The 23053-nt window shown below is 64.4% G+C and carries 28 protein-coding genes and 1 riboswitch; of the genes, 15 read left to right on the plus strand and 13 right to left on the minus strand.

The annotated features are described in order from the left end of the window. Positions 1-49: 49 nt before the first annotated feature. The 4 genes from XH89_RS32395 to XH89_RS32410 all read left to right on the plus strand — a co-directional run bounded on the left by XH89_RS32395 (position 50) and on the right by XH89_RS32410 (position 2633). Positions 50-490: a nuclear transport factor 2 family protein gene (locus tag XH89_RS32395; RefSeq protein WP_194464362.1), complete on the plus strand. Its 441-nt coding sequence runs from the start codon at positions 50-52 to the stop codon at positions 488-490. Positions 491-715: 225 nt separating this feature from the next. Next, positions 716-1639, plus strand: coding sequence for a hypothetical protein (locus tag XH89_RS32400; protein ID WP_194464363.1), 924 nt, complete (start codon positions 716-718; stop codon positions 1637-1639). A 171-nt stretch (positions 1640-1810) separates the two neighbouring features. Further along, the gene (locus XH89_RS32405; RefSeq protein ID WP_188106343.1) at positions 1811-2233 is read left to right on the plus strand and encodes a hypothetical protein; all 423 of its coding nucleotides are present in this window, start codon (positions 1811-1813) and stop codon (positions 2231-2233) included. 262 nt (positions 2234-2495) lie between these two features. Then, positions 2496-2633: a hypothetical protein gene (locus XH89_RS32410; protein WP_194464364.1), complete on the plus strand. Its 138-nt coding sequence runs from the start codon at positions 2496-2498 to the stop codon at positions 2631-2633. A 60-nt stretch (positions 2634-2693) separates the two neighbouring features. Here XH89_RS32410 and XH89_RS32415 read toward each other — a convergent pair whose 3' ends face one another. The 3 genes from XH89_RS32415 to XH89_RS32425 all read right to left on the minus strand — a co-directional run bounded on the left by XH89_RS32415 (position 2694) and on the right by XH89_RS32425 (position 3975). Beyond that, positions 2694-2840 (minus strand): hypothetical protein, encoded by a 147-nt coding sequence (locus tag XH89_RS32415; protein ID WP_164933652.1) that lies wholly within the window; start codon positions 2838-2840, stop codon positions 2694-2696. Between the two features lie 200 nt (positions 2841-3040). Beyond that, a complete protein-coding gene (locus XH89_RS32420) occupies positions 3041-3523 on the minus strand; it encodes a MaoC family dehydratase (protein WP_194464365.1) in 483 nt (160 codons plus the stop codon). Continuing rightward, positions 3523-3975, minus strand: a complete 453-nt coding sequence (locus tag XH89_RS32425) for a MaoC family dehydratase (RefSeq protein WP_194464366.1) — start codon at positions 3973-3975, stop codon at positions 3523-3525. The genes XH89_RS32420 and XH89_RS32425 overlap by 1 nt, the downstream gene beginning before the upstream one ends. 160 nt (positions 3976-4135) lie before the next feature. On the opposite strand from XH89_RS32425, the gene XH89_RS32430 reads away from it, so the two are divergent. After that, complete coding sequence (locus XH89_RS32430) at positions 4136-4432, plus strand: DUF4282 domain-containing protein (protein WP_027534247.1); 297 nt, start codon at positions 4136-4138, stop codon at positions 4430-4432. Between the two features lie 117 nt (positions 4433-4549). Here XH89_RS32430 and ychF read toward each other — a convergent pair whose 3' ends face one another. The 4 genes from ychF to XH89_RS32450 form a co-directional block, all read right to left on the minus strand. Further along, a complete protein-coding gene (gene ychF / locus XH89_RS32435) occupies positions 4550-5647 on the minus strand; it encodes a redox-regulated ATPase YchF (RefSeq protein WP_194464367.1) in 1098 nt (365 codons plus the stop codon). Positions 5648-5651: 4 nt separating this feature from the next. Next, on the minus strand, positions 5652-6257 hold the full coding sequence (gene pth / locus XH89_RS32440; RefSeq protein WP_194464368.1) for an aminoacyl-tRNA hydrolase: 606 nt from the start codon (positions 6255-6257) through the stop codon (positions 5652-5654). 61 nt (positions 6258-6318) lie between these two features. After that, the gene (locus XH89_RS32445; RefSeq protein ID WP_194464369.1) at positions 6319-7050 is read right to left on the minus strand and encodes a 50S ribosomal protein L25/general stress protein Ctc; all 732 of its coding nucleotides are present in this window, start codon (positions 7048-7050) and stop codon (positions 6319-6321) included. 195 nt (positions 7051-7245) lie between these two features. Continuing rightward, a complete protein-coding gene (locus XH89_RS32450; RefSeq protein ID WP_027534243.1) occupies positions 7246-7497 on the minus strand; it encodes an accessory factor UbiK family protein in 252 nt (83 codons plus the stop codon). 193 nt (positions 7498-7690) lie between these two features. Here XH89_RS32450 and XH89_RS32455 point away from each other — a divergent pair, with 193 nt between their 5' ends. From XH89_RS32455 to XH89_RS32490, 8 genes are all read left to right on the plus strand, one after another. Further along, positions 7691-8434, plus strand: coding sequence for a dienelactone hydrolase family protein (locus tag XH89_RS32455; protein WP_194464370.1), 744 nt, complete (start codon positions 7691-7693; stop codon positions 8432-8434). A 15-nt stretch (positions 8435-8449) separates the two neighbouring features. Beyond that, complete coding sequence (gene lgt, locus XH89_RS32460; RefSeq protein WP_194464371.1) at positions 8450-9292, plus strand: prolipoprotein diacylglyceryl transferase; 843 nt, start codon at positions 8450-8452, stop codon at positions 9290-9292. A 21-nt stretch (positions 9293-9313) separates the two neighbouring features. After that, a complete protein-coding gene (locus XH89_RS32465) occupies positions 9314-10429 on the plus strand; it encodes a class I SAM-dependent methyltransferase (protein WP_194464372.1) in 1116 nt (371 codons plus the stop codon). Then, positions 10429-11196: a peptidoglycan editing factor PgeF gene (gene pgeF / locus XH89_RS32470; RefSeq protein ID WP_194464373.1), complete on the plus strand. Its 768-nt coding sequence runs from the start codon at positions 10429-10431 to the stop codon at positions 11194-11196. The genes XH89_RS32465 and pgeF overlap by 1 nt, the downstream gene beginning before the upstream one ends. A gap of 303 nt (positions 11197-11499) precedes the next feature. Further along, positions 11500-12129 (plus strand): hypothetical protein, encoded by a 630-nt coding sequence (locus XH89_RS32475; protein WP_194464374.1) that lies wholly within the window; start codon positions 11500-11502, stop codon positions 12127-12129. 194 nt (positions 12130-12323) lie between these two features. Then, positions 12324-13277, plus strand: a complete 954-nt coding sequence (locus XH89_RS32480) for a ribose-phosphate pyrophosphokinase (RefSeq protein ID WP_194464375.1) — start codon at positions 12324-12326, stop codon at positions 13275-13277. 227 nt (positions 13278-13504) lie between these two features. Beyond that, a complete protein-coding gene (locus tag XH89_RS32485) occupies positions 13505-14533 on the plus strand; it encodes a putative zinc-binding metallopeptidase (protein ID WP_194464376.1) in 1029 nt (342 codons plus the stop codon). Beyond that, positions 14530-15564, plus strand: a complete 1035-nt coding sequence (locus tag XH89_RS32490) for an ATP-grasp domain-containing protein (RefSeq protein WP_194464377.1) — start codon at positions 14530-14532, stop codon at positions 15562-15564. Before XH89_RS32485 ends, XH89_RS32490 begins: the two co-directional genes overlap by 4 nt. Before the next feature lie 113 nt (positions 15565-15677). Here XH89_RS32490 and XH89_RS32495 read toward each other — a convergent pair whose 3' ends face one another. Beyond that, the gene (locus XH89_RS32495) at positions 15678-16232 is read right to left on the minus strand and encodes a 6,7-dimethyl-8-ribityllumazine synthase (RefSeq protein WP_194464378.1); all 555 of its coding nucleotides are present in this window, start codon (positions 16230-16232) and stop codon (positions 15678-15680) included. Positions 16233-16306: 74 nt separating this feature from the next. Further along, positions 16307-16465: riboswitch (FMN riboswitch) on the minus strand. Positions 16466-16872: 407 nt separating this feature from the next. Between XH89_RS32495 and XH89_RS32500 the strand changes: the two genes are divergently transcribed. Together XH89_RS32500 and proC are read left to right on the plus strand one after the other, a co-directional pair. Next, complete coding sequence (locus XH89_RS32500; protein ID WP_194464379.1) at positions 16873-17373, plus strand: YbjN domain-containing protein; 501 nt, start codon at positions 16873-16875, stop codon at positions 17371-17373. 193 nt (positions 17374-17566) lie between these two features. Continuing rightward, positions 17567-18394 carry a pyrroline-5-carboxylate reductase gene (gene proC / locus XH89_RS32505; protein ID WP_194464380.1) on the plus strand — a complete coding sequence of 276 codons (828 nt, stop codon included), beginning with the start codon at positions 17567-17569 and terminating at the stop codon, positions 18392-18394. A 113-nt stretch (positions 18395-18507) separates the two neighbouring features. On the opposite strand, the gene XH89_RS32510 is transcribed toward proC, so the two are convergent. From XH89_RS32510 to XH89_RS32530, 5 genes are all read right to left on the minus strand, one after another. Then, positions 18508-18900, minus strand: a complete 393-nt coding sequence (locus tag XH89_RS32510) for a thioesterase family protein (RefSeq protein ID WP_194464381.1) — start codon at positions 18898-18900, stop codon at positions 18508-18510. A 173-nt stretch (positions 18901-19073) separates the two neighbouring features. Beyond that, the gene (locus tag XH89_RS32515) at positions 19074-19277 is read right to left on the minus strand and encodes a tautomerase family protein (protein ID WP_025033847.1); all 204 of its coding nucleotides are present in this window, start codon (positions 19275-19277) and stop codon (positions 19074-19076) included. 115 nt (positions 19278-19392) lie between these two features. Next, on the minus strand, positions 19393-20961 hold the full coding sequence (hisS, locus tag XH89_RS32520; RefSeq protein WP_194464382.1) for a histidine--tRNA ligase: 1569 nt from the start codon (positions 20959-20961) through the stop codon (positions 19393-19395). 48 nt (positions 20962-21009) lie between these two features. Beyond that, complete coding sequence (locus XH89_RS32525; RefSeq protein WP_194464383.1) at positions 21010-21528, minus strand: YegJ family protein; 519 nt, start codon at positions 21526-21528, stop codon at positions 21010-21012. Between the two features lie 191 nt (positions 21529-21719). Continuing rightward, entirely contained in the window at positions 21720-22802 is a 1083-nt protein-coding gene (locus XH89_RS32530) for a branched-chain amino acid aminotransferase (RefSeq protein WP_194464384.1), read from the minus strand. Between the last annotated feature and the right edge of the window lie 251 nt (positions 22803-23053).

Genomic DNA, 23053 nt, shown 5'->3' on the forward strand with positions numbered 1-23053 from the left:
GGGGTTGTTTTCCGTTTTTTCCGTAAAGCCAGCGTCAGGACTGCCCAAGATGACAGAGCACAGCCTCTGGCGTTTCTCGCGTGCGTTGCACCGCGCGATCAACGACCGGCATTTCGAGGATATCGAGGCCCTGATCGACGAGGACGTCGAGTGGGCCATCTACGGCCCGATCGACATGTTCCCCTTCCTTGGCGCGCGCCAGGGCAAGGCGGCCGTGCTCCAGGTCATCCGCCAGCTCGCCGACAATTTCCGCGTCCGCCGCTTCGACCGCGAGAGCATCATGCTGGGTGTCGATTCCGCATCCTCGATGCTGCGCTATTCGCTCACGGCGCTGGATTCCGACAAGCCGATCAGCTTGCGCGTCGCGCAGTTCGCGCAGTTCAAGGCTGATAGGCTCATCAGCATGCGCGTGCTGGTCGACACTTTCGACCTGGTCGAACAGGCACTCGGCCGCGCCATTCATCTGCCAAAGATGACCAGCGTCGGCTGAGGGGGACACCAACGGGCTCCGAGAGTTCGGGACCGGTTCGACTGATGCTCCTGCGACGCGTCCTGGCCTCCAGCCCCGCCGGACGCGCATCGTGGAGATGCTCGTCATCCGGCGCGCGCGATTCGCGCGCAGCCCGTTGGTTCGTCATTTGTGATGGTGTGAGCGCCACAATTTTGCAACGATAGTTCCGCATCTTCTGCGCGAACTGGGCTTGCGGGCAAGGCAATGGAATTCAAGACAGGTTTCGGCTGGATCCGGCTGCCGCTGGCGGCCGCGTTCATTTTCGGCTCAGCGTTATCAGCCCAGGCGCAGATCATTCCGCCCTTCTCCCCCCCTCCGGCCGCGACCGCGCCTGACGAGGATGCCGACGAGGTCGCCGAGGCGACCCCCGACGTCAACGACGTCGACGTGCTCAAGGGCATCGACGTCGACAAGCTCGACTGGAGCCAGCTCGCCATCGACGCCGGCACGCTCAACGACATCATCGCCGCCAAGAAACGCGCCAAGGCCGCGGCCAAGGATGGCATGGACTGGGCGACCAACGCCAACGCCAACGGCTCCTCGGCCGTGACCGTGAAGCAGTCGGTGTCCCCGTTCTGGGACACCCGCGTCGGCGCCGACATGACCGTGACGAAAGAGCCGACCACGATGTCGGAGCTGCTGGCGGAGAAGGCCGCCAATGGCGGCAACCTGCCGCAATCCTCCGGCAGCGCCTGGGCCGCCGCGACCGCGCCGGGCGCGGGCGTGATCTGGGACAAGACGGCGGTCGAAGCCCGCGTCGATCCCGGCTCTGAACAGAGCAAGCTCGGGGCCTCGCTGACCAAATCGGTGCCGCTGTCGGGCGACACGTCGCTGACGCTCCAGAACGGCTACAGCGTCAACCAGCAGGGCACCACGGCGCTGCCCGGCGTCGGCGGCCACGTCACCCGCAACTACGAGACCGACCAGTCGGCCAAGGTCACCCTCACCGACACTGGCACCAGCATCAGCGCCGCCCGGACCCTGTCGACCAACGACGACAAATGGCTGGGCAAGGTCGGCGCGGAACAGAAGCTGTTCGACAACGTCACGGTCTCCGGCTCGGTCGGCGAGACCTCGCAAGGTGCGATCAACAAGAGCGTGACGGCCGGTTTCAAGAAGAGCTGGTGAGCCTTCTTTAGACTTCCCTAACCATACGCCACGGCAAGGCCCCCGAATGGTCCGCCCTTGCCGCATCTCGGCCCTGTTGCGGTCAAAATCGGACGCCCAGATGCCCCGGCCTGACACACATCGTCGTGCGGGGGACACTCGCGCTGCGCTCAACGCGAACAGGGGAATACGATGAACGCCATCCGCCCGGAAAAGATCGAAGCCACCGAGACCGAAACGGTCGACAGCAATCTCGCCGCCGTGACGGAAGTCGAAGCCGGCATCCGCGATTTCGTCCGCAACGACATCGCCTATCTGCGACGGCCGGCTGCGACCACCACCGATGCGCCGCCGCTCGATCCGAGCGCGGAAGCCACCGTCACCAACGTCAACTCGCTGATCCAGCGCGTCGCCGGCACCTCGCTCGCGGAGATCGAGAATCTGATCTCCGAGCTGGAGAGCCTGCGCGACCTGCTCCATGCCGAAGGCCAGCGCGTCCAGCGCGAGATCTCGGGCTATGCCCAGCTCAGCCAGGCCGCGATGAAGTCGACGCGCATGATCGCCGACAACGTCGCCCAGTGGAAGCGCGCCGCCGACGGCCTGCGCAACAGCTGATCGGACGTCTCAAGCGTCACCAGCCGCCGCGTTCCGAAAGGAACGCGGCGGTTTTGATTTTTCGGGTCCCGGGGTCTCGTGCCCCGGACACGGTGCGGCACGCATGAATATGTGACGCGCTGGGTCCCGGCTCTGCGCAGCAGCGCAAGAGCGCTGCAGCGCGTCCGGGACACGAGACCCAGCCTTGAACCCCCCGCCCCGCCGCGGCGACCAATGCCAAGCGCCCATGCCAGTAACGGCTAAGGCCTCGGGGACATCTCACATGGAAAGCATTCGGCCCGATACCACGGACCCGATACCGCTGCGGCCGGCGCCGAACCAGTTCGGCACTATCATGCTGCGCTTTGTCGGTCTGCTGGCGGTTGCGATCGCGATTCTCGCATTGGTCTATAGCCGCTGAGGCCGGAGGCCGCGGCCCCGCGCGGAGGCCACTTCGTGGCCGCGTGGAGTAAACAAGCTCTTAACGGCTCGCGTCGACCGTCGAGGCTTCCAGGGTGTAGGCGCCGTCGGCGTAGCTCTTCACCACGATACCGGCCACCAGCATCACAGCCAGCGTCGCGGTAGCGAAGATAAATCCGACCAATTTGAGTGCGCCGCGGTCTGCCATTGTGCTCGTCCCCTGTCCTCTGCCCAGTTCGTTCAAATAGACAGCGACAGGTTCATAATTGGTTAGCAACTCGATGGTTCCGGCAACTGCTTGGTGAGCCGCCGACCATCTCGGGACGGCTTATGGCAGCCGCCCCGAATCGCGTCCATAGCGCGCGGGCAACACTCGCGCTCATTTCAGCCGTTCATACTGGAACTGGTCTAACCGCCCTTGCTCCGCATCGGCACGAAGGCGCTGGCGGTGATGGAATAGACGTCCTCGCCGCGCTGATTGGTGCCGGTGGTGCGGGCCGTCAAAATGCCCCAGCCGGGACGCGAGGCGGAGCTGCGCTTGTCGATGACGACGTTGGAATAGCTGATGGTATCGCCGGCAAGCACCGGCTTGATCCAGCGCAGGTCGCGAAAGCCCGGCGACGGACCCCACACCGCGACCTCCTCGCCGCGCGCAGCGGTTTCGCGCGCCAGGCGTTGGCCATCAGCGACAAGCAGGCTCATGCAGGCCGAGCCGACATGCCAGCCGGAGGCAGCCAAGCCGCCGAACAGCGAGTTCTTGCCCTCCTCCTCGTCGAGGTGAAAGCGCTGCGGATCGAATTTGGCCGCGAAAGCCTTGATGGACTCCGCCGTGAACGTATAGGCGCCGATCTCGCGCTGCTGGCCGATCTCGATATCCTCGAAGAACCGCATCAGACCGCTCCCGCGCGCCGCTCGATCAGGATCGGCGAGGTCATCTCGGCGAGCGCTTCGCCCCTGGCGTTGCGCGCGGTGCATTTGAACTTGACGATGCCGAGGTTGGGCCGGCTCTTCGAGGCGCGCGCCTCAAGCACGTCGACATCGAGCGTCAGGTCGTCTCCCGGCCTGAGCGGCGAGAGCCAGCGCACCTCGTCGACGCCGGGCGATCCCAGCGACGCCGCGCGGGTGATGAAGCCGTCGGCCATCATCCGCATCATCAGCGAGCAGAGGTGCCAGCCCGAGCCGGACAGGCCGCGCAGCATGCTGTTACTGGCCGCCTCCTCGTCGAGGTGCATCGGCTGCGGATCGAACTCGGCGGCGAAGGCCAAAATCTCGTCGCGGGTGACGTGGCGCGGGCCAAACGTTCCATACCGGCCGGCCGGGAAATCTTCGAAGGTCAGGGTCATCTTGGAAAAAGCTTTGCGGGAAGGACAGATTGTGGCCGCACTTTGCGGCAATCTCAACCCGCCGGCTCGCATGGCTCGTGCTACATTCGGCGAGTCGGGCTAAACCTGCCTCATTGTCGAGATGACACGGCCGGCGGCACGATCTGCCCGGGGGAGAGAGATGTTTTCATTCAGCGATCTGTTTCAATGGGACCGCTTCATCACGCCGACGATCATCAAGACCTTCTACTGGCTGGTGATCGGCGTGATCTGCCTGTTCGGCCTCTCCGGAATCTTTGCCGGCCTCACCGCGATGGCGATCAGCCCGTTCGCCGGCTTCCTGGTGGTGCTGGAGTCGATCGCCGGCGTCGTCGTCGGCGTGGTGTTCTCGCGCATCGCCGCGGAATTGATCCTGATCGTGTTCCGCATCAACGAGCATCTCGGCGCGATCAGGGATCAGGGCGGCGGGGTACGGTAAGGTCCGTGTCCCGGACGCGACGCAGAGCCGGGACCCATGCATCCGCAATCAAGATCCTGGGCCCCGGCTCCGCAGCGCTGAAGAAGCGCTGCGCTGCGTCCGGGGCACGAGACCGTCTTACGTATTAAACCTGAAATGCATCACGTCGCCGTCAGCGACGACGTATTCCTTGCCTTCGAGGCGCAGCTTGCCGGCATCGCGCGCACCGGCTTCGCCGCCAAGCGCGACATAGTCCTCATAGGCGATGGTCTCGGCGCGAATAAAGCCCTTTTCGAAGTCGGTGTGGATCACACCGGCCGCGCCCGGCGCCTTGGTGCCGCGATGGATGGTCCAGGCCCGCGCTTCCTTCGGGCCCACCGTGAAATAGGTGATGAGGTTGAGCAGCGTGTAGCCGGCACGGATCAGGCGATCGAGACCGGCCTCTTCCAGGCCCAGCGTCTCCAGGAAGTCGGCGCGCTCCTCGCGCGAGATCGTCGCGATCTCGGATTCGATCTTGGCGGAGATGACGACGGCAACCGCGCCCTCCTTCGCAGCCTGCTCCTCGACCGCCTTGGAGAAGGCGTTGCCGGTCGCGGCCGAACCTTCCTCGACGTTGCAGACGTACAGCACCGGCTTGGACGAGAGCAGGCCGAGCATCGAGAAGGCGCGTTCCTCTTCCGGCTTGCGCTCGACGAGCCGCGCCGGCTTGCCGTCACGCAGCAGCACCAGCGTGCGGTTGACGAGGTCGAGCTGCTCCTTGGCGTCCTTGTCGTTGCCCTTGACCTTTTTGGTCAGGTTGTCGACGCGCTTCTCGAGGCTGTCGAGGTCGGCGAGCATCAGCTCGGTCTCGATAGTCTCGATGTCGGCGAGCGGGGCGATCTTGCCCTCGACATGAGTAATGTCGGAATCCTCGAAACAGCGCACCACATGCGCAATGGCGTCGACCTCGCGGATGTTGGCGAGGAACTGATTGCCGAGGCCTTCGCCCTTGGAAGCGCCGCGCACGAGGCCAGCGATGTCGACGAAGGTCAGCCGGGTCGGGATGATCTGGCCCGACTTGGCGATCGCCGCGAGCTTGTCGAGCCTGGGATCGGGCACCGCGACCTCGCCGACGTTGGGCTCGATGGTGCAGAACGGATAGTTCGCGGCCTGCGCCGCGGCCGTCTCGGTCAGCGCGTTGAACAAGGTCGACTTGCCGACATTGGGCAATCCGACGATTCCGCATTTGAATCCCACGAGCCTATTCCTTGCCGTTCTCGTCCTTGGTCAAAAATCCCTTCGCCTGCATCGCAAGATGCACCCTGTTGGCGAAGGTCGCGTCCGTGCCTTTGGCGATCAGCGCGGCATGCTCGGCCACCGCGTCGCAGAGCGTCATCACCCACTCATTGTCGGCCTTGGCGAAGTCCGACAGCACGTGGCCGTGCACCATCTCCTTGACGCCGGGGTGACCGATGCCGAGCCTGACACGGCGATACTCGTTGCCGATATGCGCGGAGATCGAACGCAGGCCGTTGTGGCCGGCGATGCCGCCGCCGATCTTCACCCGCACCTTGCCCGGCGGCAGTTCGAGCTCGTCGTGAAACACCGTGGTGTCGCCGGGCACGATCTTAAAGAAGCTCGCCGCCTCCTGAACGCTGCGGCCGGACTCGTTCATGTAGGTCGTGGGCTTGAGCAGGATCACGCGCTCAGGCCCGAGCGTGCCTTCCGAGGTCTCGCCCTGAAACCTGCGGCGCCATGGTGCGAAACCATGACGCCGCGCAATCTCGTCGACGGCCATGAAGCCGATATTGTGCCGGTTACGTGCGTATTTCGCGCCGGGATTGCCGAGCCCAACAAAGAGTCGCATGACGCGGCGCGCCCCTCAGCCAGCGCGCGATCAGGGATCACGCGCCGGCTCTCTTGAGAGATTACTTCTTCTTGTCGCCGCCAGCCGGAGCCTTGGCAGCAGCCGCCGGAGCCGCAGCGCCCGCAGCCGGAGCCGCAGCGCCAGCCGCCGGAGCAGCAGCGCCCGCCGCCGGAGCCGCACCACCAGCAGCAGCTGCTGCAGCCGCGGCCTTCTGCTCTTCGGCGTAGCCGGACGGCGGCACGATGGTGACGAGGGTCGCGTCCTCACGGGTCAGCGCCTTCACGCCGGCCGGCAGCTTGACGTCAGCCAGATGCAGGGAGTGACCGATTTCCAGCGAGCCGACATCGGCCTCGATGTATTGCGGAATGTTCTCGACACCGCATTCGAGCTCGATCGCGTGGGCGACGATGTTGACCGTGCCGCCGCGCTTCACGCCGGGCGAGCCTTCCGCCTTCACGACATGCAGCGGGACGCTGATGCGGATGGTGGCGCCTTCGCCGAGACGCATGAAGTCGACGTGGATCGGGAAGTCCTTGACCGGATCAAGGTGGTAGTCGCGCGGAATCACGCGATGCTTCTTGCCATCGAGGTCGATGTCGACCAGCGTGGTCAGGAACCGGCCGGCGAGGATGCGCTGGCGCAGCTCGCGATCTGCAATCGAGATCGTGACGGGGGGCTGGTTGTTACCATAGATCACTCCGGGCACTCTCCCGGCGCGACGCTCAGCCCGGGCGGCCCCCTTGCCGCTCTTCGGACGTGCGGTCGCCTTCAATTCCTTGACGGTCGTCGCCATAGTCTAAGTCCTTGTTTTTGCAAAAGTTAATGGGCCGCAGCGCGGCCCATGGCATGGTTCGCAGCAAGCCTCCAGGGGTGCGGGGGCCGCGAACGTGGCGGGCTTTTACCCGGAAGATGCGGAAATGACAAGGAGAATGGGCTGGTAACCCGGGGTTCCTACCCTCCCCTGGAGGGGGAGGGTAAGAAGGGCGCCCTACCCGCCGAGCTTGGCCTCCAGCGCGGCGATGCGCGCCTTCAGGGCTTCGTTCTCCTCGCGCGCCAGGCGGGCCATGTCCTTGACCGCCTCGAACTCCTCGCGCTTGACCAGATCCATGTCGCGCAGGAACTTCTCCGCCTGCGTCCGCATCACCGTGTCGAACTCGCGCTTGACGCCCTGGGCGGCGCCGGCAGCGTCGTTCATCATGCGGCCGATCTCGTCGAAAAACCGGTTGGTGGTCTGGGTCATGGCGGTCTCCTGATCGGTCTCTCGATGGGTCTCTTGGCGGCCGATAAACTTTGCGCGAACGCGCGAAAAGACAATGGCAATCCGCGGAGGCTGGTTCAAGACCTACGCGGCGGTATCCTTGTCATGCCCCGGTTTCCTTGCAATCGTATTCAACGTCCCTGCATAACAAGAATCACACGGCGGAACGCAAGACATGATCGAGCAGCAGATCGCAATTCCCACCAAGGACGGCCACACCGCAACCTTCATCGTCCATCCCGAGCGTGGCGGACCGTTCCCGGTCATCCTGTTCTACATGGACGCGCCGGCGATCCGCGAAGAGCTGCGCGACATGGCGCGCCGCCTTGCGACCTCGGGCTATTACGTGATGCTGCCGAACCTCTATTACCGCTCCGGCGTGATGGAGCTCGGCGCGCTGCCGGCCGACCCGAATGCGCCGGAGCGCAAGCGCATGTTCGCGCTGATGGGCTCGCTCACGATTCCCTTGATCATGGACGACACGCGCGCGCTGCTCACCTATGCCGAGGGGCAGACCGCTGCGAACACCAAGATCATCGGCACCGTCGGCTATTGCATGAGCGGCCGCTACGCCGTGAACGCGGCCACGCACTTCCCTGAGCGCGTCAAGGCGGCTGCCTCGATCTACGGCACGCAGCTTGCGACCGACCAGGACGACAGCCCGCATCTCGCGGCAAGTAAGACAAAAGCCGAACTCTATTTCGCCTGCGCCGAGACCGACATCTATGCGCCGACCGAGATCATCGAGAAGGTCAAGCAGGGCATGAGCAGTGCCAAGGACGGAGCTAAGGCCGAGGTCGAGATCTATCCCGGCACCCATCACGGCTTCGCCTTCCCCAAGCGTCCGGTCTATGACCGCGACGCCGCCGAGCGGCATTGGGGGCGGCTGCTGGCGCTCTATCGCCGCAATCTTGTTTAAATCTAGAAGGCCTTGATGCTTTTCCTGCTGATCGACTTCCCCAAGTTCAAGCCCATTGCCTTCGAGATCGGTCCGTTCGCGATCCGCTGGTACGCGCTCGGCTACATCTGCGGGATCACGTTCGGCTGGTTCTATGCGCGCTCGCTGTTGAAGAAGCAGCGCCTGTGGGGCGGGCCGGCACCGATCTCGCTGGTGCAGATCGACGATTTCATATTGTGGGTGACGCTCGGCATCATCGTCGGCGGACGCACGGGTTACGTGCTGTTCTACAATCTGCCCTTCTTCGTCGAGCATCCGGCCGCCATCTTCAAATTGTGGGAAGGCGGCATGTCGTTCCACGGCGGCTTCCTAGGTTGCGTCGTCGCAGTGATGGCGTTCGCCCGGAAGAACCGCATCTCGATCCTGTCGCTCGGCGACATCACCTGCGGCGTTGCGCCGATCGGGATCTTTCTGGTGCGACTGACCAACTTCATCAATGGCGAATTATGGGGCCGCCCCGCCGACCCCAGCCTGCCCTGGGCCATGATCTTTCCGACCGGCGGCGATGTGCCGCGCCATCCGAGCCAGCTCTATGAAGCCGGCATGGAGGGCCTCCTGCTCTTTGCCGCGCTCGCGGTAATGATCCGCCTCGGCGCCTTGAAGCGGCCGGGACTCATCCTCGGCAGTTTCATCCTGATCTACGGCCTGACCCGGATCATCGGCGAGCATTTCCGCGAGCCGGACGTCCAGCTCGGTTACCTCTGGGGCGGATTAACCATGGGCATGCTGTTGTCGATCCCGATGCTTATTGTCGGCACCATCCTTATTGTAATGGCGGTGCGGCGCGGTGCGCCGAAGCCCGTCGAGGCCATTCATTAATTCATTTCGAGAAGACAGCTCGTGACCGACCAGCCACTGCTTAACGAGATCAAGGCGCTGATCAAATCCTCGGGCCCCATGCCGGTCTGGCGGTACATGGAGACGTGCCTGATGCATCCGCGCTACGGCTATTACGTCTCGCGCGATCCGCTCGGGCGTGAGGGCGACTTCACCACCTCGCCCGAGGTCAGCCAGATGTTCGGCGAGCTTTTGGGCCTGTGGACCGCCTCCGTGTGGAAGCAGATGGGCTCGCCGCAGTTCCTCCGGCTGATCGAGCTCGGCCCCGGCCGCGGCACCATGATGGCGGATGCGCTGCGCGCGCTTCGCGTGCTGCCGCCGCTCTATCAGGCGCTTCACGTCCACATGGTCGAGGTCAATCCCGTCCTGCGCGAGCGCCAGAGTGCAACGCTCTCGGGCCTGCGCAACATCACCTGGCACGACAGCATCGACGACGTGCCCGAGGGACCGGGCATCATCCTCGCCAACGAATATTTCGACGTGCTGCCGATCCATCAGATGGTGAAGCGCGAGGATGGCTGGCACGAGCGCGTGATCGAGATCGACCCCAACGGCAAGCTCCAGTTCGGCGCGGCATCCGAGCCGACGCCGCGCTTCGACGTCCTGCTGCCGCCCTTGGTGCGCGCAGCGCCCGTAGGTGCGGTGTTCGAGTGGCGCCCCGACACCGAGATCATGAAGCTCGCCACCCGCGTGCGCGACCAGGACGGCGCCGCGCTGATCATCGATTACGGCCACTTGCGCAGCGATGCCGGCGACACCTTCCAGGCCATCGCACGCCACAGCTTCACCGATCCCTTGAAAGCGCCGGGTCAGGCCGACGTCACCGCCCATGTCGACTTCCAGGCACTGGCGCGCGCGGCCGAGGACGTCGGCGCCCGCGTGCACGGGCCGGTGACGCAGGGCGACTTCCTCAAGCGCGTCGGCATCGACACCCGCGCGGCCGCGCTGATGCAGAAGGCGACGCCGGAAGTTGCCACCGACATTTCCGTGGCGCTGAAGCGGCTGACCGATACGGGACGCAGCGGCATGGGGTCGATGTTCAAGGTGCTCGGCATCTCCGAACCAAGATTGACCGGCCTTGCCGGCCTCAGCGATCTCGAACAGGCCGGAGGCAATTGATGACGCTCACTTCGTCGCTGCTGTCGGCGGTGCCCGGCCTGCGCCATTCCTTCTTCACGCGTGAGGGCGGTGTCTCCAGCGGCATCTATTCCGCACTGAACGGCGGGCTCGGCTCCAATGACGATCAGGCCCTTGTCGCCGAGAACCGCCGCCGCATGGCCGAGCATGTCGGCGTCGCAGCCGACCGCTTCCTCAGCCTGCATCAGATCCACTCGCCCGATGTCCTCATCGCTGATGCGCCATGGCCGAGCGGCCCGCGACCGAAGGGCGATGCGCTGGTGACCAAAACGCCGGGCATCGCGCTCGGCGTCTCCACCGCCGATTGCGGCCCGGTGCTGTTCGTCGATCCCAACGCGCGCGTCATCGGCGGCGCCCATGCCGGCTGGAAGGGCGCGCTGACAGGCGTGCTGGAAGCAACCATCGCAGCGATGGAGAAACTTGGCGCCACACGCGGCGGCATCATCGCCGCGATCGGCCCGTTGATCCGCCAGGACAGCTATGAAGTCGGCAACGAGTTCGTCGCGCGCTTCATCGACGCGGATGCGGACAACGCCGTGTTCTTCATCCCGTCGGCGCGCGAGGGCCATGCGATGTTCGATCTCGCCGGCTTCATCCGCAAGCGGCTGGAGGCTGCCGGCATCCTGATGATCGACGACCTTGGTCTGGACACCTACGCCGACGAGCGCTTCTTCAGCTATCGCCGCTCGGTGCATCGCAAGGAGCCGGACTACGGACGGCATATCCATGCGATCGCGCTGGAAGGGTGAAGGTCTCGTGCCCCGGACGCTGCGCAGCACGCAGTGATGCGCTGCAGAGCCGGGGCCCACGTCTCCGCGACTTGATCTCCTCGGCTTTCTGGGTCCCGGCTCCGCGCAGCAGCGCTACGCGCCGCAGCGCGTCCGGGACACAGCTTCCGTGTACTCAGATTCAATGTTCGCGCTGGAAGGGTGAACACACAGGCAACGTCGTTTCATTACGGGGCGATGCACAAACGTCGCGCCCGTATTGCCCCGGCCCTGTGTCGCCTCCGCCCTAGACCTTAATCGATTTTAACGATATCGCTGCCCTCAATGAGGGAAGCGTCATCTTTTCTGCACCGCGCCGGCTCGCGCGTGCTGGCAGCCATGCTGCTGGCGGCGGCGACCATGCTGGCCGGCTGCGCCGGCGGCAACGCGCCTGCCAATTCCTATGCGATGGCGACGCCGAACGCCGGCTCCGGCGCGACGGTGGCCTTCGAGTCGATCGACGGCCCGCCCCCGCAGGTGTTCGACCGCATGGTCGGCGTGCTCGACAGCGAATCCAAGCTGAGGAGCCTCTCGATCGTCTCCCGCGAGGGAACGGCAGCCTACCGCGTGCGCAGCTACCTCTCCGCCCAGGTGGTGCGCGGCAGGACCGTGATCGCCTGGGTCTGGGACGTCTACGACGCCAACCAGCAGCGGGCGCTGCGCGTCTCCGGCGAGGAACCGACCACCGCCAGGGGCGGAAAGGATGCGATCCGTGATCCTTGGGCTGCCGCCGACGACCTCGTGCTGCGGAAGATCGCCCAGGCCGGATTCAGCGGACTTTCCAATATGATCAACGGAACGCCGGATGCGCCGGGCAGCGTCCCCGGCCTGCGCGGACCGGCCGTGGCAAGCGTGACGCCGGGTGCTCCGGCGCCTGAGATACCGGCCACCGCGCTCGGCTATGCCCCGCAATAACCACCGCTAAACCACGGGCCCAGTTTGCGCCCAAGCCGTTGGCCCGACTCAGGATTTTCAGAGGGAAAACGTAGCATCCCGGGTTGCCAGCGCAGCCCCCGGCCTGATATTTGCTCGCTCGTCGTAACCGTGCTGCCAGTGGGTATCTTGAGATGTTGAACGTCGTATCCAGCAAAGCGCGGGAGGAAGCGTCCATGTCGGCCAAGAACGGCTCCATCAAGCTTGTCGCCGGCAACTCCAATCCGGCTCTCGCCCAGGCCATCGCGCAGGGCCTCGACATGCCGCTAACCAAAGCGGTGGTCCGGCGCTTCGCCGACATGGAGATCTTCGTCGAGGTCCAGGAGAACATCCGCGGCTCGGATGCCTTCATCATCCAGTCGACCTCGTTTCCGGCGAACGACAATCTGATGGAGCTCTTGATCATCACCGATGCGCTGCGCCGCTCCTCGGCGCGCCGCATCACCGCGGTGATCCCCTATTTCGGCTATGCCAGGCAGGACCGCCGCTCCGGCTCGCGCACGCCGATCTCGGCCAAGCTCGTCGCCAATCTGATCACCCATGCCGGTGTCGATCGCGTCATGACGCTCGACCTGCATGCCGGCCAGATCCAGGGCTTCTTCGACATCCCGACCGACAATCTGTTCGCGGCCCCCCTGATGGTGCGTGACATCCGCGAACGTTTCGACCTCGGCAAGGTGATGGTGGTGTCGCCCGACGTCGGCGGCGTCGCCCGCGCCCGCGGCCTCGCCAAGCGCATCAACACCCCGCTTGCGATCGTCGATAAGCGCCGCGAGCGTCCGGGTGAATCCGAAGTCATGAACGTGATCGGCGATGTGTCCGGCTATAGCTGCATCCTGGTCGACGATATCGTCGATTCCGGCGGCACGCTGGTGAACGCAGCCGATGCGCTGATCGCCAAGGGCGCCAAGGACGTCTACGCCTACATCACCCACGGCGTGCTCTCCGGCGGCGCGGCCGCGCGCATCGCCGGCTCCAGGCTGAAAGAGCTCGTGATCACCGACTCGATCCTGCCGACCGAGGCGGTGACCAAGGCGCCGAACATCCGCACGCTGCCGATCGCCAGCCTGATCTCGGACGCGATCGCGCGCACCGCGGCGGAAGAGTCGGTGTCGAGCCTGTTCGACTAGTTTTCCGATCCGGAAGGTCCCGTAGGGTGCGCAAAGGCGCAAAGCGCTGCGCTCACCTTTCTTCTTTGGTAGCACGCCTTCGCTCTTCGAGCTAAGGCGCATAAGTCGCTTTGCCTCCCTGGGTCGAACTCTGACGCGCCGCAGCACGTCCCGTGCCACGGGTTGTTGCCGGCTGTCGCCCATGACATCATTCAGATTCCGAGTCTTCTCTGCCCTCTGGATGCCTGATGTCCCGCCGGAAATTTGCTTGGGAAAAACTGTCCGATGACGCGTTGCTCAAGCAGCGTCTCTCCAGCCTGAGGGTCACCGTCGAAGGCACCTGGCTCGAAGACTGCGTTGGCACGCTGCACGAAGAGCTCGAAGAGCGCGGCATCCGGCTCCGGCCGCATACGTGGATCTCGAGCGAATGGTTCAGCCCCGGAGATGTGCCCGGCATCGCCATCCCCTTTTATCTCGCCCATCCCCGCCTGATGAAGCTCGAGAAGAAGATGATGTTCGACGTCGAAGGCGGAACCTGGCGCGAGTGCATGGCCATCCTCCGTCACGAGGCCGGCCATGCCATACAGCACGGTTTCCAGTTGCAGCGACGACGGCGCTGGCAGCAGCTGTTTGGTCCGTCGTCGAAGCACTATCCGCGCTACTACCGACCCAATCCCGCGAGCCGGCGTTACGTCCAGCATCTCCGGCTCTGGTACGCGCAGAGCCACCCGGACGAGGATTTCGCCGAGACCTTTGCGGTGTGGCTGCGGCCCCGCTCGAACTGGCGGACGCGATACGCCGGCTGGCCCGCGCTGAAGAAGCTCGAATATGTCGACGAGCTGATGGGCGAGATTGCCGGAAAGCGACCGGTGATCACGACGCGGGAGCGTGTCGATCCATTGGGCAAGCTCAACCAGACGCTCGAAGACCACTACAAGAAGAAGCAGGCATTCTACGCCTTCACGCCGCCGAAGACCTACGACCGCGACCTTTCACGGTTGTTTTCCGCCGATCCACGGCATCACCGCTCCAAACCCGCTTCAGGCCTGATCCGGCGGCACCGCGCCCAGATCAGGCAATTGGTCGCGCGATGGACGGGCGAGAACCAGCTCACGCTCGATGCCGTGCTCGACGACATGATCTCCCGCTGCCGCGAACTCGACCTGCGCGCGGTGGGCCCCGAACAGAAGCTCGTTCTCGATTTCACCGTGCTCGTAACCGCCAAAACAATGCACGCGCTGTTTGGACCGTCTCAGCGCAAATGGATCGCGCTATGAGACGACTCCGTATTCTCGTGCTGATGCATCCGGACTTCATGCCCCCGGACTCCTCCGACGGATACACGCCGCAGGAAATCAACATCTGGAAAACGGAATACGACGTCGTCAGCACGTTGCGTGCGGCTGGTCACGAGGTTCGCCCGCTCGGCGCGCAGGAGGAAATCAGGCCCGTCCGCGAGGCGATCGAAGAGTTCAAACCGCACGTCGTTTTCACGCTGCTGGAGGAATTTCATTACAACGTTGCCTACGACCAGCACATCGCCAGCTATCTCGAGCTGATGAAGGTCCCTTACACAGGCTGCAATCCCCGCGGCCTGATCCTGGCGCGTGGCAAGGACCTGTCCAAGACGCTGGTGCATCATCGCCGCATCGCGGCGCCAGCCTTCGCGGTCTTCCCGATGCGCCGCAAGGTGAAACGGCCGAAACATCTTGCGCTGCCGCTGATCGTCAAGGCTCTGAACATGGATGGATCCTTCGGCATCTCGCAGGCCTCCATCGTCGATACGGACGAGAAGCTTGCGGAGCGGGTCGCCTTCATCCACGAGCGGGTCGAGACAGCCGCCATTGCCGAGCAATTCATTGAGGGGCGAGAGCTCTATGTCGGCGTGCTCGGCAACAACCGGCTGCGCGTGCTTCCGGTCTGGGAATTGAAATTCGGCAACATGGGCGGGCGCAGGTCACGCCACATCGCGACCGAAAGGGCCAAGCACGACACCGATTATCAGGAACGCGTCGGTATTGTCGACGGACCGGCGAAAGACCTTGCGCCCGAAGTTGCCGCGCGCATCCAGCATACTGCGAAGCGCATCTACCGGGCGCTCGGCCTCGACGGCTACGCGCGCATCGATTTCCGTCTCGCCGCCGACGGCACGCCGTATTTCATCGAAGCCAACCCCAACCCGGAGATCGCCAAGAACCAGGAGTTCGCCACGGCGGCTCAACATGATGGACTCAAATACAAGGAGCTGCTGGATCGCATTCTGACCCTCGGGATCAACCGCGCCAAGGCGGGCGTGTCTCTGGGCTGAGAGCGACGCCGGATTGCGCGAGCCGCGCGCCGAGACGGGAAATGCGCCGGCGGAAAAGATGCGCGGTCATCCGGGGTGGCGCAGCCGCCGCCCCCGGACCAACCTCGATGTGACTACCCGACAATCCCGGCCGCGACCTGACCGCGCAGGCGCTCGAGGCCGAGCAGCGTCTCGGCACAGGCGGCCGCGACCTCGACGCCCTTGATCGCGAAGTGCCTGCGGAAGAAATCGTAATGCACTTCGGTCTCATGGAATTGCTGCGGCGTCAGCACCGCCGAGAACACCGGCACCTCGGTGCGGAGTTGCACGTCCATCAGCGCCTTGATCACGGTGTCGGCGACGAATTCATGGCGATAGATGCCACCGTCGACGACGAGGCCGGCCGCGACGATCGCGGTGTAGCGCCGCGTCTTGGCGAGGACCTGCGCGTGCAGCGGGATCTCGAACGATCCCGGCACCTCGAACACGTCGACATGGGTGAGGTGGCGCGCCTCGGCCTCCCTCACGAAGGCGATACGGGCTTCCTCGACCACCTCGCGGTGCCAGCAGGCCTGCACGAAGGCCACCCGCTGCGGCTTGGCGAAGCGCGGATGCTCCTTCGCCGGCCCTTGCGGAACCGGCTGTGGCTGGGAAGTCTGGGCTTGGGGATCTTGCAACATCTGATTCATGGCTTTCCTTCAAAGGACCAGAATCAGGGCACACGGAACGACAAACAGCCGCATCTCGCGATGCGTCTGCCTCCGACCGTTCTCTTTCATCCGGACTTTAACCGTCGGCTTCGGAGTTGCACCGAATCTGCTGACCCTTCCCTTCGGGAAAAACCTCGGGGAAGGCGCTCGCGGGCTTAGGCCTTTCGGCCCTTACCGCCGGTGGGGACTTTCACCCCGCCCTGAGAACATCGGCCGCCCGGGATTGAGCGACCTGGCTGGAAATATGCCGCCGGTCCGGGGCAGCAAGCAAGCGTGTTCCGCAGCAAAAAACCGCATGGTCCCATGCTTCTGGGGCGATACGGCCCCCGCGGAGCGGAATTAACGATTGAGCCGAGGCGTCTCGATCCGATTCCGATTTGTTCTCAAATTAATAATTGTGTCCGAGATGAGCTGTGGACGAACGAGTCCTGGCTTGTGGACGGACTCGGGACCCAGTTGCGCAGATTCCGCAAATCACATCAGTTGATCCGCGACAGGCCGCGCCGATCGAAGGGAGATCGCGAAAGCGACTCCCGAGATCGACGACGTTTAGGGAGCGCGCGCCGGACCCAACCGCGTGCGTATCAAAGACAACAAGAAGGCAAGAGGTCGAGACGGCATGTCCCTGCTCGAAGGCAATATCGATTCCCGAAATCACCCGCTCGCGGTGGTCGAGGATATCGCTGCCAGCAACAACTGGCCGTTCGAACGCTCCGGCGAAGACGAACTGACGATTGTCTCGAAGGGGCAATGGACCGACTACCAGATCTCCTTCACCTGGATGGGCGAGATCGAGGCGCTGCATCTGGCCTGCGCGTTCGACATGAAGATTCCGCTCGCGCGGCGGGGCGAGGTGCAGAAGCTCGTTGCGGCAGTCAACGAGCAATTGTGGATCGGCCATTTCGACCTCTGGACCAACACCGGCATGATCATGCACCGCCAGGCCCTGGTGCTGCCAGGTGGACTCACCGCCTCGACCGCACAATGCGAAGCCATGCTCGCCGGCGCCATCCACGCCTGCGAGCGCTACTTCCCGGCGTTCCAGTTCGTGGTGTGGGCGGGCAAGACCACCGCGCAGGCCATGGACGCCGCGATGTTCGATACGGTCGGCGAGGCGTAGTCGCGCCTCACCCACAACTGTCATCCCGGACGAGCGCAGCGAAGATCCGGGATCCATACCCCGCAATGCCGCTTGTGGCACCCGGCTTGTTGCTGTGCCCTTCATCCACTAGAACCGCCTGTGGTTATGGGTCCCGGCCCCCCTGCGCAATCGCGCACTAGGCCGGGACGACACCGAATTTGTGGTGACGACAGTGGCTAACAGCAACACTCTCCAAAACATCACCGGCACCGTCCTGCTTGCCGGCGCCGGCAAGATGGGCGGCGCGATGCTGACCGGATGGCTGGCGGGCGGGCTCGATCCGCGCCGCGTCGCGGTGATCGAGCCGCACATCTCGCCAGAGATCAGCGCGCTCGCGACCAAGGGTATCGCGCTCAATCCCGACGTGACGACGGCAGGCTTTGTCGAGACGATGGTCGTCGCGGTGAAGCCGCAGATGTTCCGCGAGGCCGGTGCCAAGCTGAAATCGTTCGTCTCGGACAAGACCTCCGTGGTCTCGATCATGGCGGGCACCACGATCGCGGCGCTCGAGGAGGTCTGCGGCGGCGCCGTGGTGCGGGCGATGCCGAACACGCCGGCCGCGATCGGCCGCGGCATCACCGTGGCCATCGCGGCGAAGAATGTCAGCGCCGCGCAGCGCGCGGTGGCCGATGCTCTGCTGCGCGCCACCGGCTCGGTCGAATGGGTCGAGGACGAAAATCTCATGGATGCGGTGACCGCCGTCTCCGGTTCGGGGCCCGCCTATGTGTTCCTGCTCGCCGAGGAGCTTGGGCGCGCCGGCGTCGAGGCGGGATTGCCCGAGGCACTGGCAACCAAGCTCGCGCGCGAGACGGTCGCAGGCTCCGGCGAGTTGCTGCACCAGTCGGATCTGCCCTCCGCCACGCTGCGCCAGAACGTCACCTCGCCCGGCGGCACCACCGCCGCCGCGCTCGGCGTGCTGATGGGCGACCCGGGCTTGCGCGAGTTGATGATCCGCGCGATCGCAGCGGCGACGAAGCGGTCGAAGGAGCTCGCGAAGTAACAGCTGCCGTAGGGTGGGCAAAGGCGCAAAGCGCCGTGCCCACCATTCCTCTGAAACGGATACGGATCGTGGGCACGCTTCGCTTTGCCCACCCTACGGCAGCGCGCGCTTGGCTATGCGCCGAGCCGCTTGTTGAACATCTCGACGTTCACAAGCCCGCGGGCATGGCGGCCTTCGCCAAGCTTGCGCGTGCCCTCGAAAGCCTCGACCTCGAACCGGATCACGCGGCGCTCAACCGCGATCACTTTCGCGGTGGTCCGCACCGTCGCACCGACGAGCGCTGCGGCGAGATGGCGAATGTCGACCTCGGTGCCGACGGTGACCCAGCCCGGCTGAAGCGCGGCGCGGATCGCATCGCCCGACGTCATCTCCATTTCCAGGATCATCATCGGCGTCGCATAGACCATCGGCATGCCGGGCACGAAATGTCCGACCGTGCGCTCGGCCGGCACCGCCAGCGTGCGCTCGGCGCTCATGCCGATCTGGATGAAATCGCGTGCGTCCATGGTATTTGCTCTATGTCGTCCCGGACAAGCGAAGCGCAGATCCGGGACCCATAACCACAAGATTGAGTTTGGCGAAGACCCGGAGTTACCTGCTTGTCCCTATAACCACTGCCTGTGGTTATGGGTCCCCGCGTTCGCGGGGACGACAGTTGCGATTGGCGCTGCAGCGCGAGCTACTTCTTCGCTGCCGCCGCGCGCTCCACAAAGGTCTTGCCGCCCTTCATCTTGTGGCGAAGCGGGGCTTCGTTGATCTGGATGACGACGGCATCCGCGTCGACGCCGAGATTTTTCACCAGCGCCTGCGTGATGTCGCGCATCATGCCGGCCTTCTGCTCGTCGGTGCGGCCTTCGGCCATGCTGATGGTGATCTCGGGCATCGTTGTCTCCCTGTTGTCGCGATGACCGGGCACACCCCGGCCGTTCATGAAGGTGCGCATCAAACAGGACGTGGGTGCCCGGGACAAGCCCGGGCATGAGGACCAGCCGGAATGGCTATCCCCAGTTTACGTCATGGCGCGCAAGAACCTCGCGCACCTTCGTGACGAGGTCGGCCTCACTGCAGGAGAACTGCGCTGGTCGCGTCTCGCGCCATTCCTGGTTGGAGGCGATCGCGGCGGCGGCCTTGGCGCCCTCGATGAGATCCTTGATCTGAAGCTCGCCGCGCGCCTTTTCGTCCGAGCCCTGGATGATCACGCACGGCGAGTTGCGGCGATCGGCATATTTGAGCTGGTTGCCCATGTTCTTGGGATTGCCGAGATAGAGCTCGGCGCGAATGCCGGCGGTGCGAAGGCTCGCGACCATCTTCTGATAGTCGGCGACGCGGTCACGGTCGAACACGGTGACGACGACGGGGCCGACCTCGGGCCGCGTGTCGAGCTTGCCGAGCAGCGTGAGCGCGGCCTGCAGGCGCGACACGCCGATCGAGAAACCGGTCGCCGGCACCGGCTCGCCACGGAAGCGCGAGACCAGGCCATCGTAGCGCCCGCCGCCGCCGACCGAGCCGAACCGCACAGGGCGGCCCTTCTCGTCCTTGGTGTCGAGCAGCAGTTCGACCTCATAGACGGGGCCGGTGTAATATTCGAGGCCGCGGACGACGGACGGGTCGATGCGGATTTGATCGACCCCATATCCAGACTTGCGAAACAAGGCTCGCATGTACTCAAGCTCTGCCCACCCCTCCATGCACAGAGTCGAACCTGCATAAAATGATCCCTGCTCGGGAATCATAAAGGCATCTTGATCAATGTTTTGAGGCGCCAAAAACTCACTGCCCTTACCTGCCGCCAAATCGTTGGAGGTCTTAACGGCCATTTCGACAAATTCACTTAGTCGGGCAATTTGCTGCTCATCAAGTTCGGCTCCCTTTGTAAAGTCTCCGCTCTCGTCTTTGCGTCCGCTTCCCAGCAACTGCTTGACGCCTTCGACGCCCAAACGATCCAGCTTGTCGATCGCTCTAAGTACCACTAGGCGTTTCCCGGCGTTGGCTTCTCCTGCAAGCCCTACGACCTCCAGCACGCCATCGAGCACTTTACGGTTGTTCACCTTAACAACGAACTGCCCTTCAAGCCCGAGCGCCTTCATCGTATCGGCCGCCATCATGCACATCTCGGCGTCCGACGCAGGTGTGGGCGCCCCCACCGTGTCGGCATCGAACTGCATGAACTGACGAAAGCGGCCGGGGCCGGGCTTCTCGTTGCGGAAGACGTAGCCGACGCGATAGCTGCGATAGGGCAGGACCAGACCGTCGGTGCCGTAGCGCTCGCCGACGTAGCGCGCCAGCGGCGCGGTCAGGTCGTAGCGCAGCGAAATCCACTGCTCGTCATCGTCCTGGAACGAGAACACGCCCTCGTTCGGACGGTCCTGGTCGGGCAGGAACTTGCCGAGCGCGTCGGTGTATTCCATCGCCGGCGTCTCCACAGGCTCGAAGCCGTAGAGCTCGTAGACCGCGCGGATCTTTTCGACCATCTCGCGCGTCGCCCGGATCGCGGCGGGATCGCGATCCTCGAGCCCGCGCGGCAAGCGCGCCTTCAGTTTCTGGGGTTTTTTGGGTTTTTCGGCCATGCGGGCGTTTACCAGCCGACGCGCGATGCGGCAACTGCCGGCTGGGCCTTACGGCTGCTCCATCCGCGCCCGGAGCGCATCGGCATCAGCCTTCGGCATGGATTTGAGCAGCGGTTTGATGGTTTCACCGCCGACGATCTTGCCGTTGCGCATGAACATCCAGTCGGAGATATCGGCGTCTTTGAACGTAGTGAGGTCTCCGAACTGCTTTCCGGGCAGATTCCGAGGTGTGTCGGCCAAACGCGCTGCATAATCCCCACCCGGAAGCCTCTGCACGTCACCCACCCAGATGTACTCGTCGTTCCCGCCGGTCTGAAAGCGCACCTTGAGAGAATGCTCGGTCTCCGAGGCTTTTGGTGCGGCATAGGAAGCCCAGAACACCGGCAGCGTGGCCCGTGCGCGAGCGATCGCTGCGTTCATTTCCGCGTCAGTGTCGGACACGCTGATGACGCGGTTCACCACCTCAAGCTTGGGCCCGCGGCTCCATGTCAGAATACCGAAGAGAACGACGGCCGTTACGACCGCGGATGCGGCAAATTTGACCGGCTGAGAGAAAGAGGGGGGCATGATCGCAATATCTGAGAGCCTTGATGTCTCAGGCGTTGTCGCACAGTTGCGCTCATGCGCTCAACAACTAAAGGTTACTGCCCTCCGAGCATAGCGCAGCGCGCCGCCTTCCCAGCTGACGCGCGCCGCCGATCCGCTATTCGCGCCAGTTGGGTCCCGGCTCGCGCTTCGCGCGTCCCGGACACGAAAGATCAAAACACCTTGCGGATCCAGTTGTGCGGATCGTTGGTGCGGCCGTACTGGATGTCGACAAGCTGCTTGCGCAGGCCCATGGCGACGGGGCCCGCGACGCCACCCGAGATCTCGAAATCGCCGCTGACCGAGCGCACCTTGCCGATCGGCGAGATCACCGCGGCGGTGCCGCAGGCGAACGCCTCCTTCAGCCTGCCGGAGGCCGCATCCTTGCGCCACTGGTCGAGCGAGTACGGCTCCTCGCGCACGGTCTTACCGGCGTCGCGGGCGAGCGCGATGATGGAGTCGCGGGTGATGCCCGGCAGGATGGTGCCGAGCGGCGGCGTCGACAGCGAGCCGTCATCGAACACGAAGAAGATGTTCATGCCGCCGAGCTCCTCGATGTAGCGGCGCTCGACCGCATCCAGGAACACGACCTGATCGCAGCCGTGCTGGATCGCTTCGGCCTGGGCGCGCAGGCTCGCAGCATAATTGCCGCCGCATTTGACGGCGCCGGTACCGCCAACCGCGGCGCGCGTGTAGTTCTCGGAGACCCAGATCGAGACTGGCGCCGGGCCGCCCTTGAAGTAGGAACCGACCGGCGAAGCGATCACCGCGAAGATGTATTCGGCCGACGGCTTCACACCGAGGAAGGTCTCGCTGGCGATCATGAAGGGACGCAGATAAAGGCTTCCCTCGCCGCCCGGCATCCAGGCGCGATCGATGCGCACGACCTGCTCGACCGCCTCGATGAAGACATCCTCGGGCAGCTGCGCCATCGCCATGCGATCGGCGGAGTCCTTGAAGCGGCGCGCATTGGCGTCGGGGCGAAACAGGTTCACGCCGCCGTCGTCGCGCTTGTAGGCCTTGAGGCCTTCGAAGATTTCCTGGGCGTAGTGCAGGACCGCGCCGGCCGGATCCATCTGGAAGTTGGCGCGCGCCTCGATCTTCGCCTCGTACCAGCCGCCCTTGGCCTGGTTGTAGCGGACGATTGCCATGTGATCGGTGAAGACCCGCCCGAAGCCGGGGTCCACCAGCTTGGCGATCCGGTCCTTCTCGGACGTCGGATTGGATGCGGGCTGGATGTCGAATTTCATGCTCATGGTCTTGCCTCCCGCTGCCGGTAGCGGCGCTGTTCTGGCGCCCGCCAGCCCATTTTCGGGCCCGGCTGGCTTGATGTGGTTTCTGGCCGAACCACCGCCAGCCTTGTTACGGCCGGTTTCCGTGGCCAGCATGTCGTCCGAGGACATGCTTTTGCGGAAGGCGGAAGTCCAGTATGTTTTGCCGAAATGCCGCTCGACAATCGCACGGTAGATCTGATCGGCCGTCGCCGCCTGTCCGGCTCACTCCGGCC

The sequence above is a fragment of the Bradyrhizobium sp. CCBAU 53340 genome (assembly GCF_015291645.1).
GTDB lineage: Bacteria > Pseudomonadota > Alphaproteobacteria > Rhizobiales > Xanthobacteraceae > Bradyrhizobium.